The sequence below is a fragment of the Pseudomonas bharatica genome (assembly GCF_048586865.1).
GTDB lineage: Bacteria > Pseudomonadota > Gammaproteobacteria > Pseudomonadales > Pseudomonadaceae > Aquipseudomonas > Aquipseudomonas bharatica.
On record NZ_JBMAWR010000003.1, the window covers coordinates 85,526 to 100,864 of the forward strand.

Genomic DNA, 15,339 nt, shown 5'->3' on the forward strand with positions numbered 1-15,339 from the left:
GTCTGTTCACAGACATGAAAAAGCCCGCCGAAGCGGGCTTTCTCGTTACATCACCTGGATCAGTCGTCCGAGCTCATGATGCCGAACAGTTGCAGCAGGCTGACGAACAGGTTGTAGATCGATACATACAGGCTGATGGTCGCCATGATGTAGTTGCGCTCGCCGCCGTGAATGATCTGGCTGGTCTGGAAGAGGATGCAGACCGACGAGAACAGTACGAAGCCAGCGCTGATCGCCAGTTGCAGGCCGCTGATCTGGAAGAAGAAGCTCGCGACCACGGCACCCAGCAGGACGAAGAAGCCGGCAGTGATGAAGCCGCTGAGGAAGCTCATGTCCTTGCGGGTGATCAGCACGTAGGCCGACAGGCCACCGAACACCAGTGCGGTCATGGCGAAGGCCGAGCTGACGACTTCGGCACCACCGGCCATGCCCAGGTAGCGGTTGAGGATCGGGCCAAGCAGGAAGCCCATGAAACCGGTCAGGGCGAAGGTGGAAACCAGGCCCCAGGCCGAGTCACGCAGCTTGGCGGTGAGGAAGAACAGGCCGTAGAACCCGATCAGTACCACGAAAATGTTCGGGTAGCCGACGCGCATCTGCTGTGCGACATAGGCCATGACGGCGCTGAAAGCCAGGGTGAGGGCCAGCAGACCATAGGTGTTGCGCAGGACCTTGCTGACTTCCTGCTGTTCGGCCTGCAGGCCGTGATTGACGGCATAATCCTGTTCGCGCATGGCGACACTCCTGTGGGGTTTGAAACGTTGAGTTGCAAAGATCATATCAGACCCTTGGAAACAGGCCATGTAGAGAGTTTGACAGCTTGTTTCATTTCGGTATGATGGCGCCCGCATGACAGAGTGGAAGCGTGGCCGAGTGGTTTAAGGCAACGGTCTTGAAAACCGTCGATGGGCAACTATCCTAGAGTTCGAATCTCTACGCTTCCGCCATATTTCTATTAAAGCCCTGATTTTTCAGGGCTTTTGCGTTTATAGGGCAGTGAACAATAGTTTTGGCAGAAAGCATATGTTCAGGCCGCTTCCTGTCCCGGGATACTCAACCGCTTCCCCAGCGCACTCAGCGCCTTCTCCACCGCCTCCATCCTGCTCATCGATACCAGATTGGAGCGTGGGACATGATGACTGGCGGCGCACGATGGTAGGTGTATACTTTGGCAAATTTTGTCAAAGACAGGCAAAACCATGAGCACCATGAACATTTCTCTGCCAGACGCTCTCAAGTCATTCGTCGATGAGCAGGTCAGCCAGCGCGGCTACAGCACCAGCAGCGAGTATGTTCGGGAACTGATTCGAAAGGATCAGGACCGTCAGCATCTGCGCGGCTTGCTTCTGGCCGGGGCAGAGTCGGTCCCGGCGGCCCCCGTGACTGACGACTACTTTGAGTCCCTGCGCGCCAGGGTTCGCAAGAGGCGTGGATGAAGGCAAAGCCAGTTATTCCGCGATCGGCTGCCATCCAGGATGCAGAGTCCGCTGTCGATTACTACCTGGAGCAGCAGGCCGAGCAAGCTGCACTTGGCTTCATTGGCGCTCTTAAAAGTGTTTATGACCACATTGGTCGTCATCCGGCTTCTGGGATGCCTCGCTATGCGCACGAGCTGGACTTGCCAGGATTGCTTCACTGGCCATTAAAGGGATATCCGTATTTGGTGTTCTATGTTGAGCGCAGCGACCACGTCGATGTCTGGCGCGTTTTACATAGCGCAAGGGATATCCCCGAATGGCTGGTAGACTGCATCGCACATTAGTTTCCTGAAAAGCAGAACCAAGATGGTCAAGCGATTAAAGAACCTTCAAAGCAGCCTAACCCCCAGACACCGCCTCTGGGCCGGAATCTCCCTGGTCGCAGCCGCACTCTCCGGCGGCGCCCTGGCCAGCTCCGAAACCAGCCTCGCCTCCCTGATCGCCCCTGCAGCCACCTTCCTCGCTCACACCATCCTCCCAGCCGCCAGCTGACGCCCCGTCAGCGCGCACAACGCCCCAATACCGTGCGTTACTAGCGCGTCCACGCCGTCTCCATCCCCCAGAACCCCCGCAAAACCCATCCTCCAACCACTTGGCACGCCTCTGGCATTACTTCCCTCCGTGCGGGAGTAGCGCGAGCTAGATTGCACCACAACCTGAAAATAGGTCGGCTAGGGTTCCGGTCCGCTTGTGCGGGCGTCTGGACCGAGAGCCGACGACCTCCAGTTCGAGGTTACACGGCGGGATAAAAGCCCGGGAGACAGACCACTCACTGCAATGAGTGTCGTGCTGCTCCCTGGTCAGTCCACCGTCAACCGCCGTCAACTGGAGTCACTTCATGCGAAAGTCCCTGCTTTCTGCCTTCCTCGCCGCCGGCCTGGCCCTGTCCGCGAGCCCCGCCTCCAACGCTGCAGCGAAGACCGATTTCGATATCTGCTGGACCATCTACGCCGGCTGGATGCCGTGGGAGTACGCCGCCGCCGAAGGCATCGTCGACAAGTGGGCGAGCAAGTACGGCATCCATATCAAGCTCACCCAGGTCAACGACTACGTCGAGTCGATCAACCAGTACACCGCCGGCCAGTTCGACGGCTGCTCGATGACCAACATGGACGCCCTGACCATCCCCGCCGCCGGCGGCGTCGACAGTACCGCGCTGATCGTCGGCGACTTCTCCAACGGCAATGACGGTGTGGTCCTGAAAGGCACCGGCAAGACGGTGAACGACCTCAAGGGCATGGACGTCAACCTGGTCGAGCTGTCCGTCTCGCATTACCTGTTGGCCCGCGCCCTGGACAGCGCCGGCCTGCGCGAGAAGGACCTGAAGGTGATCAACACCTCCGACGCCGATATCGCCGCCGCCTTCAATACCCCCGACGTGCAGGCGGTCACCACCTGGAACCCGATGCTCGAAGAAGTGCGCAGCAAGCCCGGCGTGACCCAGGTCTTCGACTCCAGCCGCATTCCCGGCGAGATCCTTGACCTGATGGTGGTCAACACCCAGACCCTCAAGGACAACCCGGCGCTGGGCAAGGCGCTGACCGGCGCCTGGTACGAGGTGATGGACCTGATCGCCGGCGACTCCCCGCAGCGCACCAAGGCCCTGGAGCATATGGCCAAGGCCTCCGGCACCGACCTCGCCGGTTTCGAGCGCCAGCTTTCCACCACCTACCTGTTCGATACGCCCAAGGCGGCGCTGACCTTCGTCAGCAGCGCGGAGCTGCCCAGAACCATGGACAAGGTCGCCAGCTTCTCCTTCGACCACGGCCTGCTGGGCGAGGGCGCCAAGGACAGCAAGGCGGTGGGCATGAGCTTTGCCAACGAGGTGATCGTCGGCAACCGCGACAACCTCAAGCTGCGTTTCGACCCGACCTACGTACGCATGGCCGTCGACGGTTCGCTGTAAGCGAGGAATGAACATGCGCCTGATCAATCGCCATCCCGATCGTCCGTCGCGGCTGCTGCTGATGCTGTTGCCGTTCGTGCTGGTACTCTGTGCCTATTTCCTCGGCTCGGCGCAGCGCCTGGCGGACAATCCCAACGACAAGCTGCTGCCCGGCGCGGCCCAGATGGGCGCGGCGGTGGAACGCATGGCGCTGGTCGAGGACAAGCGCAGCGGCAACTACCTGCTCTGGCAGGACACCGCTTCCAGCCTGCAGCGCCTTGGCGTCGGCCTGGCCATCAGCGCCGTGATCGGCCTGTGCCTGGGCATCGCCTCGGGCACCTTGCCGTTGTTCGGCGCAACGCTTTCGCCGTTGCTGGTGGTGCTGTCGATGATTCCGCCGCTGGCGATCCTGCCGATCCTGTTCATTGTCTTCGGCCTGGGCGAGCTGTCCAAGGTGATGCTGATCGTCATCGGCATCACCCCGGTCCTGGCCCGTGACCTGGAACAGCGTGCCCGCGAGATTCCCGTCGAATTGCTGATCAAGGCGCAGACCCTGGGCGCCAGTTCCTGGACCCTGATCCTGCGGGTGGTGCTGCCGCAACTGCTGCCGCGCCTGCTGATCTCCTTGCGCCTGGTGCTGGGGTCGGCCTGGCTGTTCCTGATCGCGGCGGAAGCCATCGCTTCCGAGGATGGCCTGGGCTACCGGATCTTCCTGGTCCGGCGCTACCTGGCGATGGATGTGATCCTGCCCTACGTGGTGTGGATCACCGCGCTCGCCTGGCTCACCGACTGGCTGCTCAAGGCCCTGACCCGCCGTGCGTTTCCCTGGTACGAGGGGGCACGGGCATGAGCTTTATCCAGGTAAGGAATGTCTGGCAGGAATATGACCAGCACGTGGTACTCGAAGGCCTGAACCTGAGCATTGCCGAAGGCGAGTTCTGCACCATGGTCGGTGCTTCGGGCTGCGGTAAATCCACCTTCCTGCGCCTGCTGCTGGGCCAGGAACGACCGAGCCGCGGGCAGATCCTGCTCGATGGCCAGCCTCTGGTTGCCGAGCCTGATCCGGCCCGGGGCGTGGTGTTCCAGCGTTATTCGGTGTTTCCGCACCTGAGCGTGCTGGACAACGTCGCCCTTGGCCTTGAGTTGCCCCGGGCGAAGCTGCTGGGCCGCCTGTTCGGCAGCGCCAGGCGCGAAGCCCGGGAGCAGGCCGCCGCCTTGCTGCACAAGGTCGGCCTCGGCCACGCCCTCGACAAATACGCCAGCCAGCTCTCCGGCGGCATGCAGCAGCGCCTGGCGATCGCCCAGGCGCTGATCATGAAGCCCAGGGTGCTGCTGCTCGACGAACCCTTCGGCGCCCTCGACCCGGGAATCCGCAAGGACATGCATGCCTTGCTCCTTGAGCTGTGGCGCGAAACCGGGGTGACCGTGTTCATGGTCACCCACGACCTGAGCGAAGGCTTCAGCCTCGGCAGCCGCCTGCTGGTCTTCGACAAGGTGCGCCACGACCCGCATGCGCCGGCGGCGTTCGGCTCGCGGGTCACCTACGACCTGCCGCTCAACGACAAGCGCCTCGCGGCCCGGGCCGACGCGTTGCCCGAGCTTCTTCAATCGTACGCAAGAGGTTAACCATGACCGACAACACTGTATTCGCCGAAGACTTCCTGCCCGGAGGCGGCCACCTGTCCTTCGTCCTCAAGCGCGGCCAGCAGGTGCGCTTCACCGACCTGGAAGGCGGCGCCAACGTCAGCCTGATGCTGTTCAACGCCCATGAAAAAAGCGAACGCTTGAACCTGCCGGACAGCCTCAAGTGCCAGCACACCGCCAGGCTCACCAGCGGGCATTGCCTGTATTCGGACATGGGCCGCGTCCTGGCGGCGATCACCCGCGATACCTGCGGCTGGAGCGACAGCATCGGCGGTGTGCTGAACGCCGAGGAAGTCCGGGAAAAATATGGCACCGGGCGCTATCAGGAACTGCGCAACCGCTTCCACCGCAACGGCACCGACAACCTGCTGGTGGAAATGGGCAAGTGGGGCCTGGAGCTGTCCGACCTGACCATGCCCCTCAACCTGTTCAGCCGCGTGGACGTGGGCGCCGACGGCAGCCTGCATTTCGTCGAGGACAACTCCCGGCCGGGCGATGCCATCGAACTGTATGCGCCGATGGACACCCTGTTCATCGTTACCGCCCTGCAGCACCCGATGGACCCGTCCGCGCAATACGCCCCCAGGCCGGTACAACTGACCTTTGCCCGCGCCGACGAAAGCGTCGCCGAGCACTGCCGCACCTCGCGCCCGGAAAACGAGCGCGGCTTCCTCAACACCCAACGCCTGTTCGCCTGAGGACCCGTCATGACGTCATCCCTGCAAGCCGACACCGCGATCTACCGCGCCACCATCCCGGCCGGCGAGCCCTGGCTCACCGAAGTGAAGGCCGGCCAGACCCTGCGCATTCTCGACCTGGAAGGCAACCAGGCCATCGACACCCTGTTCTACAGCGTCGCCAACCCCCGCGAGCGCTACGACGTGCAACGCACCCTGCGGCGCCAGGGCAATGTCTACCTGGGCGTTGGCAGCGTGCTGTATTCCAACCTGGGGCGGCCGATGCTGACCATCGTCGAGGACAACTGCGGCCGCCACGACACCCTCGGCGGCGCCTGCGCCCAGGAAAGCAACACCGTGCGCTACGCCCTCGACAAGCGCCATATGCACAGCTGCCGCGACAATTACCTGCGCGCCTGCTGCCACGACGGCCGCCTGGGCAAGCGCGATATCAGCCCGAACATCAACTTCTTCATGAATGTCCCGGTCACTCCCGAAGGTGGCCTGACCTTCGAGGACGGCATCTCCGCTGCCGGCAAGTACGTGCAGCTCAAGGCCGAGATGGACGTGATGGTGCTGATCTCCAACTGCCCGCAACTGAACAACCCCTGCAACGGCTACAACCCGACCCCGGCGGAGCTGCTGATATGGAACTGAAAGCCTTTTTGCACAAGGTCCGGCTGTGCTTCTTCAGCGCCTGCCAGGCCCGTTTCGGCCAGTTGAATGCCGACAGGCATCCCTGATCTGCCGTCCGGGGACGACCCCGAGACCTCCAAACAACTGCGGGACGGCCCGCACCCCTCCGGGGACGTTGTCATGTTCGAAACACTGCTGATCGCCAACCGTGGCGCCATTGCCTGTCGCATCCTGCGCACCCTGCGCGAGCTGAAGGTCCGCGGCGTCGCGGTCTACTCCGAAGCCGATCTCGCCAGCCGCCACCTCGTCGAGGCCGACCAGGCCATCAGCCTGGGGCAGGGCGCTGCGGCCGGTACCTATCTCGCCGTGGACAAGATCCTCGCCGCCGCCAAAGAGAGCGGGGCGCAGGCCATCCATCCCGGCTATGGCTTTCTCTCCGAAAACGCCGCGTTCGCCGAAGCCTGCGAGGCTGCCGGGCTGGTCTTCGTCGGCCCGACGCCGGAGCAACTGCGCCTGTTCGGCCTCAAGCACACCGCCCGTGATCTTGCCCGCCAGCAAGGCCTGCCGCTGCTGGAAGGCACCGGTCTGCTCGACAGCCTCGCCGACGCCTGGCGCGCCGCCGAAGCGGTCGGCTACCCGGTAATGCTGAAAAGCACGGCAGGCGGTGGCGGCATCGGTATGCGCGTATGCCGCTCGGCGGCGGAGCTGGAAGAGGCCTTCGAGGCGGTCAAGCGCCTGGGCCAGAACAACTTCAGCGATGCCGGGGTGTTCATCGAAAAATACATCGAGCGCGCCCGCCATCTTGAAGTGCAGGTGTTTGGCGATGGCGCCGGCGAGGTCATTGCGCTCGGCGTGCGCGACTGCTCGGTGCAGCGGCGCAACCAGAAAGTGCTGGAGGAAACCCCGGCGCCGAACCTGCCCGAAGGCATGGCCGAAGCCCTGTGCGACGCCGCGATCCGCTTGGCTCGCGCCGTGAAGTACCGCAGCGCCGGCACCGTCGAGTTCGTCTTCGACAGCGATGCGCAACGCTTCTACTTCCTTGAGGTGAACACCCGTCTCCAGGTAGAGCATGGTGTGACCGAGCAGGTCTGGGGCGTGGACCTGGTGCGCTGGATGATCGAACTGGCGGCCGGCGATCTGCCGCCGCTGCATCAGCTGGCCGCGGGCCTGGAACCCGTGGGCCATGCGGTGCAGGCGCGGTTGTATGCGGAGGATCCGGGCAAGGATTTCCAGCCCAGCCCCGGCCTGCTCACCGCCGTCGGCTTCCCCGAGGCGGACGGCAAGGCGCTGCGGATCGACACCTGGGTCAGTGCCGGCTGTGAAATCCCGCCGTACTTCGACCCGATGATCGCCAAGGTGATCGTCTGGGCCGACGACCGCGAGCAGGCGCGGGAGCAACTGCATCGTGCCCTCGGCGACAGCCAGGTCTACGGCGTCGAAACCAACCGCGACTACCTGCGCCAGATTCTCCAGGACACGCCCTTCGCCAGCGGCCAGCCCTGGACCCGCTGCCTCGAAGGCCTGGCCTACCGCGCCGCCACCGTCGAAGTGCTCGGCGGCGGCACCCAGACCAGCGTGCAGGATTACCCCGGGCGCCTGGGCTACTGGGCCGTCGGCGTGCCCCCGTCCGGCCCGATGGACAGCCGCGCCCTGCGCCTGGGCAACCAATTGCTGGGCAACCCGGAAGGTGCAGCGGGGCTGGAAGTGACCATGAGTGGTCCGACCTTGCGCTTCAATACCGATGCGGTGATCGCCGTGACCGGTGCGGTGATCCCGCTGACCCTGGACGGCCAGGCGATCGCCATGAACACCAGCGTGCTGGTCAAGGCCGGCAGTACGCTGGCCCTGGGCACCATTGCCGGTGCTGGCGCCCGGGCGTATCTGTGCGTGCGTGGCGGTATCCAGGTGCCGGAATACCTGGGTAGCCGCAGTACCTTCATGCTCGGCCAGTTCGGCGGCCATGGCGGTCGTGCGTTGCGGGCCGGGGATGTGCTGCACCTGGAGTGCTTGAGCGACAGATCGGCAGGTGCCTCGCTGCCCGGGCAAGCGGCGCTGGCCGCCACCCGGCAGGTCCGGGTTATCTATGGCCCGCATGGCGCTCCGGAATACTTCAGTGAAAACTACATCCGCACCTTCTTCGCCACCGACTGGGAAGTGCACTTCAACTCCAGCCGTACCGGCGTGCGCCTGATCGGCCCGAAACCGGAATGGGTCCGTGCCGATGGCGGCGAGGCCGGGCTGCATCCATCGAACATCCACGACAACCCCTATGCCATCGGCGCGGTGGACTTCACCGGCGACATGCCGGTGATCCTCGGCCCGGATGGCCCGAGCCTGGGCGGTTTCGTCTGCCCGGTAACGGTGATCGAGGCCGATCTCTGGCAGCTTGGCCAGCTCAAGGCGGGGGACAAGGTGCGCTTCGTTCCCGTGTCCCTGGAACAGGCACGGCGACTGGCTTGTGCAGAGCTGCTGGCCGAAACGGCCGAGCCCGTCGGCGAAGAGCAATGGCTGTCGCCCATCGTTCTTGATCTCGGCGTGGACGATACCCGCCTGGTCGCGCGGTTGGCGGGGGATACCCACCTGCTGCTGGAAATCGGCGCTGCCGAGCTGGACCTGGTCCTGCGCTTCCGTGGCCACGCCTTGATGCAGGCGCTGGAAGCCAGGGCCCTGGCTGGCGTGATCGACCTGACCCCGGGCATCCGCTCGTTGCAGGTCCATTACCAGCCGGAAAGCCTACCGCTTGGTCAGCTGCTGGAAATCGTGGCCGGTGAATGGCAGGCGGTGTGCGCCGCCAGGGACCTGCAAGTGCCGTCGCGCATCGTCCACCTGCCACTGTCCTGGGACGACCCGGCCTGCCAGCTGGCCATCGAGAAATACATGACCACCGTGCGCAAGGACGCGCCCTGGTGTCCGAGCAACCTGGAATTCATCCGCCGTATCAACGACCTGCCGAACCTCGACGAGGTGCAGCGCACGGTGTTCGACGCCAGCTACCTGGTCATGGGCCTGGGCGACGTCTATCTCGGCGCGCCGGTGGCTACGCCGCTGGACCCGCGGCATCGCCTGGTCACCACCAAGTACAACCCGGCGCGCACCTGGACCGCGGAAAACTCGGTGGGTATCGGCGGCGCCTATATGTGCGTGTACGGCATGGAAGGGCCGGGTGGTTACCAGTTCGTCGGGCGCACCTTGCAGATGTGGAACCGCTACCGCGAGGTCGCGGCCTTCGATGGCAAGCCGTGGCTGCTGCGCTTTTTCGACCAGATCCGCTTCTACCCGGTCAGTGCCGGGGAGCTGGAGCGCATTCGCCGGGACTTTCCGCTGGGGCGTTTCGATCTGGCGATCGAACCTGGCCAGTTGTGTCTGGCGGACTACCAGCAGTTCCTGGCCGAGGAAGCATCGGGCATCCAGGCGTTCCGTGACCAGCAGCAGGCGGCGTTCGCCGCCGAGCGGCAGCGCTGGATCGACAGTGGTCAAGCGCATTTCGAATCCACCGAGGCCGTGGCCGAAGCGGGCGAGGAAGCGCCGTTGCCTGCGGGGCAGATCGGTGTGGAAAGCGCTATCGCCGGCAATCTCTGGCAGGTGCAGGTCGCGGTCGGTCAGCGGGTTGCGGCAGGGGACGCGCTGGTGGTGCTGGAGTCGATGAAGATGGAGATCCCGCTGCTGGCGCCCTGTGCGGGTGTGGTACGGGAAGTGCGGGTCGAGCCGGGTTCGGCGGTGCGTGCGGGGCAACGGGTGGTGGTACTGCAAGGAGGTGAAGCATGAAGGTGAATCTGCAACTGGACGCGCTGCGCCAGGCGTATGGCGCTGGTGAACATTCTCCGCGGGACCTGATCCTGGCCCTGCGCGAGCGGGCGGCGCAGCTGAATCCGCGCTTCAACATGTTCATTCATCTGTTGAGCGCGGAAGAACTGGAACCCTATCTGGCAGCGCTGGACGGCGCTTCGCTGGAGAGCCTGCCGCTGTACGGCGTGCCCTTCGCGATCAAGGACAATATCGACCTCGCCGGCATCCCGACCACGGCGGCCTGCCCGGCATTCGCCTACGTGCCGGAGCGCTCGGCCACGGTGGTGGAGCAGTTGATCAAACTGGGCGCGGTGCCGCTGGGCAAGACCAACCTGGATCAGTTCGCCACCGGGCTCAACGGAACGCGCTCGCCTTATGGCGCCTGTATCAACAGCGTGCTGGAAAACTATCCCTCGGGTGGTTCGAGCGCCGGCTCGCCGCTGACCGTGGCGTTGGGGCTGACCAGCTTTGCCCTCGGCACCGACACCGCCGGTTCCGGCCGGGTCCCGGCAGCGCTGAACAACCTGGTTGGACTCAAGGCCAGCAAAGGGTTGATCTCCACCGCTGGCGTGGTCCCGGCCTGCCGTACCCTGGATTGCGTGACCACCTTTACGGCCACCGCCCCGGAGGCCAGCCAACTGCTGCAACTGCTGGCGGTGCAGGACCCGCATGACGAATACAGCCGGGCCAACGCCGGGTGGAACCTGGGCAGCGCCTTTGGCCGCGTGGGCAGGTTTCGCTTCGGCGTGCCACGGCAGCAAGACCTCGAATTCTTCGGTTGCCAGGAAGGCCCGGCGCTGTTCGCAGCAGCGGTGGAGCGCTTGCAGGCGCTGGGCGGCGAGGCGGTGACCCTGGATCTTTCTCCGTTCCTTGAGGCAGCCCGGTTGCTGTACGAAGGCCCGTGGGTCGCCGAGCGCTACAGCGTGGTCGGCGAGCTGGCGCGCAACCAGCCTGAAGCGGTGTTGCCGGTCATCCACGCGGTGCTGGCCAAGGCGCCGCAGGTGAGTGGCGTCGATACCTTCCGGGCCCAGTACCGTTTGCAGCAGCTCAAGGCCGAATGCGACCGGCTGCTGGCCGGGCTGGAGTGTGTGCTTACCCCGACCATCGGCCGTCCGGTGACCCTGGCCGAACTGGCCGAGGAGCCGGTGCTGCGCAATGCCGAGCTGGGTTACTACACCAACTTCATGAACCTGCTGGACTACGCGGCGGTTGCGCTGCCCAGCGGGTTCATGGGCAACGGGTTGCCGTGGGGAGTGACCCTGTTCGGTCGGGCGTTTACCGATCAGTACCTGCTCAGTCTGGCCAGTGCTTATCAAGGCCTTGAAGTGCCGGCCCGCGAGGCGCGCAATGACCGCGTTAGCGTGGTGGTCTGTGGTGCTCACCTGGAAGGACTGGCGCTCAACTGGCAGTTGCAGCAGCGCGGCGCGACGCTGGTCGAGGCAACCCGCAGCTCGCCGAACTACCGGCTGTATGCCTTGGCGGGCGGGCCGGTGCAGCGCCCGGGTATGGTGCGGGTTGCCCATGATGGTGTGGCGATTGCGCTGGAGGTCTGGCAGATGCCTAGCGCGGCGCTGGGCGCCTTTCTCGCCGAGATCCCGGCGCCGCTGGGGCTGGGCAAGGTCGAACTGGAAGATGGGCGCTGGGAGACTGGCTTCGTCTGTGATGCCTACGGGCTGGAGGGCGCGCAGGATATCAGCGAGTGGGGCGGCTGGCGCGCCTGGTTGAACTCGTAGTCAACATGCTGTAAGCGCCGCGAACCCTGAGGGCCGGCAAGGGCAATGATGTTGCCGGACCTGGCCAAATCGCTGGCAAGCCAGCTCCCACAGTGTCCGCGGTGGACTCTGATTCCAGGGTTGGCTCAAAACCTCGTGGGAGCTGGTCTTGCCAGCGATGAGGCCGGCTTGAGCAACAATGTTGTCAGGTCGGGCCCAATCGCTGGCAAGCCAGCTTCCACGGGGTTCGCGGCGCGCTCACCTAGAACGCTATCTCATAACTGACAATCACCCTATTCTCATCCACCCCATCCTGCAGATTCGACCGCGCCGTTGCATTGCGCCACCTCAGCCCGAGGTTCTTTAACGGCCCGCTCTGGATTACATAGGCCAGGTCCGTGGTGCGCTCCCATTCGTGTCCATCCTCGCCGGCAGCGCGCAATAACGCGGCCTTGCGGGTCGACACATGGCTGACATCGACGTCATCGCCCTTTACGTAGCGCAGGGTAAAGGTCAGGCCTGGAACACCCAGCGTTGCGAAGTCGAAGTCATAGCGCGCATGCCAGGCCCGTTCGTCCTGCAGGGAAAAGGTGTACGCCTGCTGCTCGCTGAACAGGTAGGTATCGGTGCCGCCAAGATAGGCATAAGCCGTATTCCCGGCGACCTTCTGGTACCCGCCGCTGAACCGGTGCCCACCCAGCTGGTAGCCGAAGTTGCTGCTGATCACCTGGTTGTCCACTTCGCCAATCCGTGCGGCCCCGGTTTCCCGTGCGGTGAAGTGGCGGATCTCGGTGAACGCCTTGCCGGGCCCCAGTGGCAGCGAGTATTTCAACCCGAGGTAGGTGCGCCGGTAGAAGTCCTCCAGCTCGCTGGCATGGGCGCTCAGGGTCAGGTCGGCAAGCGGCTGGTAATCGACGCCGCCATAGGTGTAGCTGTCACTGTGGATCGCCGTGGACCAGGCACCCACCTGGGCCATGGTGGTCAGCGCTTCCGAGTCCGCCGAGTCCCGCTGCTTGACCTTGTCGACCCGGCCGAGATGGAGGGAGAGGGCGTCAAAATCCCGGGAGATCAGTTGCCCGCCATTGAAGTACTGCGGCAGCAGCCGGCTGTTGTTCGAGGCGATCAGCGGCAGCAGCGGATTCAGCCCGCCATAGCGCAACTCGCTCTTGGCGAAGCGCAGCTTGGCGGTCACGAGCATCTTCGAATAATCATCCTCGGCCCGACCTTCGGCATTGCGCGGCAGCAATCCGGTGCCCGAGCGATCCGGGCTGGAATCCAGCTTTAGCCCGAGCATGCCGATGGCATCTACACCGAAGCCCACGGGTCCCGGAGTAAAGCCTGATTGCCAGTTGAGAATAAAGCCCTGCGCCCATTCCTCTCGTTTGGACTGGCTGGGAAACCCATCGCGGAAATCCCGGCTGAAGTAGAAGTTGCGCAGTTCCAGCTTGCCCTTGCTGTCGGCCAGAAAATCCGCCGAAGCCTGCGGGGCGAGCAGGGTGAAACCCAGGCCGGCGCCCACGGCGCAAGCCCACCAGAAGGTGCTTGTTGTCATTGTTATTTACCTGCGAGAGCGGTGCGGGCCGAGGCTCGGCCCGACGACCAGGGGTTCAGTCTTTTGCCGGGTTCTTCACGAACACCGCGATCAGCACGATGCAGCCAAGGATCAACGGCACGATGGCGAGCATGCCCATGTAGCTGATCCCGGTCAGGTCGTTGACGAAGCCGACCATGGCCGGGGAGACGATGCCGCTCAGTTGCGCGAGGGAGTTGATCGCCGCCGTGCCGGTGGCGATGCCCAGCCCGGAGAAGGTGGATTGGGGAATGGTCCAGAACACCGGGATGGCGATGAAGGTGCCGGCCGTCGCCAACACCAGTGCCAGCATCAGCGCTAGCGGATTGCCGGAGAAACCGCAGGCGAGGAGATAACCGATGGCCGAGGCGACCATGCACCAGAGCAGGTAGCTCTTGCGATCGCCGGTCTTGTCCGAGCGCCGGGTCACCACCAGCATGCCGATGCAGGCAACGATATAGGGCGAGGAACTGAGCAGCCCGACCATCAGCAGGTCATGTACCCCGGACAGCTGGATCAGGTTGGGCATCCAGAAGTTCAGGCCGTAGCTGGCGCTCTTGATCACGAAGTAGATCAGCGCGAACACGCCCACCTCCCAGGTCAGCAGCACCCGCCAGATCGAGCCGTGGCCGTTGCTGTCCGGCTTGCGGTCGGCCTTGAGGTTTTCCTTCAACTGGTGCTTCTGCTCCGGGCTCAGCCATTTGGCCGAATCGATATCCTTGTCCAGCTTCCACAGCACCGCCAGGCCGAGCAGCACGCAGGGCAGGCCGGACAACAGGAACAGCCAATGCCAGCCGGCCAGGCCAAGCAGGCCGTCCATCTTGCCCAGGATCAGCCCGGCGGCCGGCGAGCCGACCGCACCGGCCAGGGGCACGGCGAGGAACCACAGGCCGTTGATCCGCGCCAGGTAGCGCTTGGGAAACCAGCAGGCCAGGTAGAACAGGATCGCCGGGCCGAAACCGGCCTCCATCACCCCGATCAGGAACCGCAGGAAGTACAGGGTGTACTGGGTATAGGCAAACACCAGCGCGGCAGTCGCCAGCCCCCAGGAAATCATGATCCGGCAGATCCACGCCGGCGCCCCGTACTTCTTCAGGCCCCAACTGCTGGGGACTTCGAACAGCACGTAGCCGATGAAGAACATGCTTGCCGCCAGGCCATAGGCGGCATCGCTCAGGCCCAGCTCGGCCTGCATCTGGGTCTTGGCGAAGCTGATATTGATGCGGTCGAAATAGGAAAACAGGAAGCAGATGATCGCCAGCGGCATGATCCGCCAGGCCACCCGGCGGTACAGCAGCAGTTCGTCGAGGCGTGCAGAGGCGCGTGGAAGGTCCAGCGCCGTCGAGGACGTGGTCATGGTGTTCTCCATTCTTGTAATTGTGCGGAGAGTGTTTGCCGCCTTCGAGGGCGGCTTCGGGTCAGGCGATGCGGATCAGGCTCCGCTTGTGGATCTGTGCACGCTCCACATAATCATGGGCGTTGCGGTGGAAGCTGCGGATGCTTTCGTCGGTGAGTTCCCGCACCACCTTGGCCGGTACGCCGAGGATCAGCGAATTGTCGGGGTAGACCTTGCCCTCGGGGACCACGGAGCCGGCGCCGACCAGGCAATTCCTGCCGATCACCGCGCCATTGAGGATCACCGACTGGATTCCGATCAGGCTGCCGTCGCCGATCTGGCAACCGTGCAGCATCACCTGGTGGCCGATGGTCACGTCGTTGCCGACCCGCAGCGGGAAGCCTGGATCGGTATGCAGCACCGCACCTTCCTGGACATTGCTGCCGGCACCGATCTCGATCAGTTCGTTGTCGCCGCGCAGCACCGCCTGGGGCCAGACACTGGCGCCCTGGCCGAGGGCCACCTTGCCGATCACCGTGGCGTCCTCGGCCACGTACACGCTGTCGTGCAATTCCGGCCGCTGGCCGTCGTATTCGTAGATCGCCATCTTGCAGTCCT

Annotated in this window: 13 protein-coding genes, 1 tRNA gene and 1 riboswitch; of the genes, 10 read left to right on the forward strand and 4 right to left on the reverse strand. The window is 64.2% G+C overall.

Annotated features, from left to right (window positions below):
* Positions 1-59: 59 nt before the first annotated feature.
* The gene (locus tag ACKLLE_RS05420; protein WP_064302873.1) at positions 60-731 is read right to left on the reverse strand and encodes a Bax inhibitor-1/YccA family protein; all 672 of its coding nucleotides are present in this window, start codon (positions 729-731) and stop codon (positions 60-62) included.
* Positions 732-856: 125 nt separating this feature from the next.
* Here ACKLLE_RS05420 and ACKLLE_RS05425 point away from each other — a divergent pair.
* The 10 genes from ACKLLE_RS05425 to atzF all read left to right on the forward strand — a co-directional run bounded on the left by ACKLLE_RS05425 (position 857) and on the right by atzF (position 11,836).
* Positions 857-944 (forward strand) — tRNA-Ser (locus tag ACKLLE_RS05425).
* Between the two features lie 252 nt (positions 945-1,196).
* Positions 1,197-1,433 (forward strand): type II toxin-antitoxin system ParD family antitoxin, encoded by a 237-nt coding sequence (locus ACKLLE_RS05430; RefSeq protein WP_420057095.1) that lies wholly within the window; start codon positions 1,197-1,199, stop codon positions 1,431-1,433.
* A complete protein-coding gene (locus tag ACKLLE_RS05435; protein ID WP_081263155.1) occupies positions 1,430-1,759 on the forward strand; it encodes a type II toxin-antitoxin system RelE/ParE family toxin in 330 nt (109 codons plus the stop codon). The genes ACKLLE_RS05430 and ACKLLE_RS05435 overlap by 4 nt, the downstream gene beginning before the upstream one ends.
* A gap of 376 nt (positions 1,760-2,135) precedes the next feature.
* Positions 2,136-2,237, forward strand: a riboswitch (guanidine-I (ykkC/yxkD leader).
* A 76-nt stretch (positions 2,238-2,313) separates the two neighbouring features.
* Complete coding sequence (locus ACKLLE_RS05440) at positions 2,314-3,381, forward strand: putative urea ABC transporter substrate-binding protein (protein WP_420057096.1); 1,068 nt, start codon at positions 2,314-2,316, stop codon at positions 3,379-3,381.
* A 13-nt stretch (positions 3,382-3,394) separates the two neighbouring features.
* Entirely contained in the window at positions 3,395-4,210 is an 816-nt protein-coding gene (locus ACKLLE_RS05445) for an ABC transporter permease (protein WP_064302869.1), read from the forward strand.
* Complete coding sequence (locus ACKLLE_RS05450) at positions 4,207-4,986, forward strand: ABC transporter ATP-binding protein (RefSeq protein WP_009398841.1); 780 nt, start codon at positions 4,207-4,209, stop codon at positions 4,984-4,986. Before ACKLLE_RS05445 ends, ACKLLE_RS05450 begins: the two co-directional genes overlap by 4 nt.
* A gap of 2 nt (positions 4,987-4,988) precedes the next feature.
* A complete protein-coding gene (locus tag ACKLLE_RS05455; RefSeq protein WP_420057097.1) occupies positions 4,989-5,702 on the forward strand; it encodes an urea amidolyase associated protein UAAP1 in 714 nt (237 codons plus the stop codon).
* 9 nt (positions 5,703-5,711) lie between these two features.
* Complete coding sequence (locus ACKLLE_RS05460; RefSeq protein ID WP_075805094.1) at positions 5,712-6,338, forward strand: urea amidolyase associated protein UAAP2; 627 nt, start codon at positions 5,712-5,714, stop codon at positions 6,336-6,338.
* Positions 6,339-6,497: 159 nt separating this feature from the next.
* On the forward strand, positions 6,498-10,082 hold the full coding sequence (uca, locus tag ACKLLE_RS05465) for an urea carboxylase (RefSeq protein WP_420057098.1): 3,585 nt from the start codon (positions 6,498-6,500) through the stop codon (positions 10,080-10,082).
* Entirely contained in the window at positions 10,079-11,836 is a 1,758-nt protein-coding gene (gene atzF / locus ACKLLE_RS05470) for an allophanate hydrolase (RefSeq protein ID WP_420057099.1), read from the forward strand. The genes uca and atzF overlap by 4 nt, the downstream gene beginning before the upstream one ends.
* Before the next feature lie 241 nt (positions 11,837-12,077).
* On the opposite strand, the gene ACKLLE_RS05475 is transcribed toward atzF, so the two are convergent.
* The 3 genes from ACKLLE_RS05475 to ACKLLE_RS05485 all read right to left on the reverse strand — a co-directional run bounded on the left by ACKLLE_RS05475 (position 12,078) and on the right by ACKLLE_RS05485 (position 15,328).
* Positions 12,078-13,367, reverse strand: coding sequence for an OprD family porin (locus ACKLLE_RS05475; RefSeq protein ID WP_420057100.1), 1,290 nt, complete (start codon positions 13,365-13,367; stop codon positions 12,078-12,080).
* Positions 13,368-13,422: 55 nt separating this feature from the next.
* Positions 13,423-14,742 (reverse strand): MFS transporter, encoded by a 1,320-nt coding sequence (locus ACKLLE_RS05480; protein WP_064302863.1) that lies wholly within the window; start codon positions 14,740-14,742, stop codon positions 13,423-13,425.
* Positions 14,743-14,803: 61 nt separating this feature from the next.
* Positions 14,804-15,328, reverse strand: a complete 525-nt coding sequence (locus ACKLLE_RS05485; RefSeq protein ID WP_420057102.1) for a gamma carbonic anhydrase family protein — start codon at positions 15,326-15,328, stop codon at positions 14,804-14,806.
* Positions 15,329-15,339: the final 11 nt, after the last annotated feature.

Excerpts from the sequence above, each read along its gene's own strand:
- ACKLLE_RS05485 (WP_420057102.1), bottom strand. The coding sequence starts at position 15,328 with ATGGCGATCTACGAATACGACGGCCAGCGGCCGGAATTGCACGACAGC.
- ACKLLE_RS05420 (WP_064302873.1), bottom strand. The coding sequence starts at position 731 with ATGCGCGAACAGGATTATGCCGTCAATCACGGCCTGCAGGCCGAACAG.
- ACKLLE_RS05445 (WP_064302869.1), top strand. The coding sequence starts at position 3,395 with ATGCGCCTGATCAATCGCCATCCCGATCGTCCGTCGCGGCTGCTGCTG.
- uca (WP_420057098.1), top strand. The coding sequence starts at position 6,498 with ATGTTCGAAACACTGCTGATCGCCAACCGTGGCGCCATTGCCTGTCGC.
- ACKLLE_RS05430 (WP_420057095.1), top strand. The coding sequence starts at position 1,197 with ATGAGCACCATGAACATTTCTCTGCCAGACGCTCTCAAGTCATTCGTC.
- ACKLLE_RS05460 (WP_075805094.1), top strand. The coding sequence starts at position 5,712 with ATGACGTCATCCCTGCAAGCCGACACCGCGATCTACCGCGCCACCATC.
- ACKLLE_RS05480 (WP_064302863.1), bottom strand. The coding sequence starts at position 14,742 with ATGACCACGTCCTCGACGGCGCTGGACCTTCCACGCGCCTCTGCACGC.
- ACKLLE_RS05450 (WP_009398841.1), top strand. The coding sequence starts at position 4,207 with ATGAGCTTTATCCAGGTAAGGAATGTCTGGCAGGAATATGACCAGCAC.
- ACKLLE_RS05475 (WP_420057100.1), bottom strand. The coding sequence starts at position 13,367 with ATGACAACAAGCACCTTCTGGTGGGCTTGCGCCGTGGGCGCCGGCCTG.
- atzF (WP_420057099.1), top strand. The coding sequence starts at position 10,079 with ATGAAGGTGAATCTGCAACTGGACGCGCTGCGCCAGGCGTATGGCGCT.
- ACKLLE_RS05455 (WP_420057097.1), top strand. The coding sequence starts at position 4,989 with ATGACCGACAACACTGTATTCGCCGAAGACTTCCTGCCCGGAGGCGGC.
- ACKLLE_RS05435 (WP_081263155.1), top strand. The coding sequence starts at position 1,430 with ATGAAGGCAAAGCCAGTTATTCCGCGATCGGCTGCCATCCAGGATGCA.
- ACKLLE_RS05440 (WP_420057096.1), top strand. The coding sequence starts at position 2,314 with ATGCGAAAGTCCCTGCTTTCTGCCTTCCTCGCCGCCGGCCTGGCCCTG.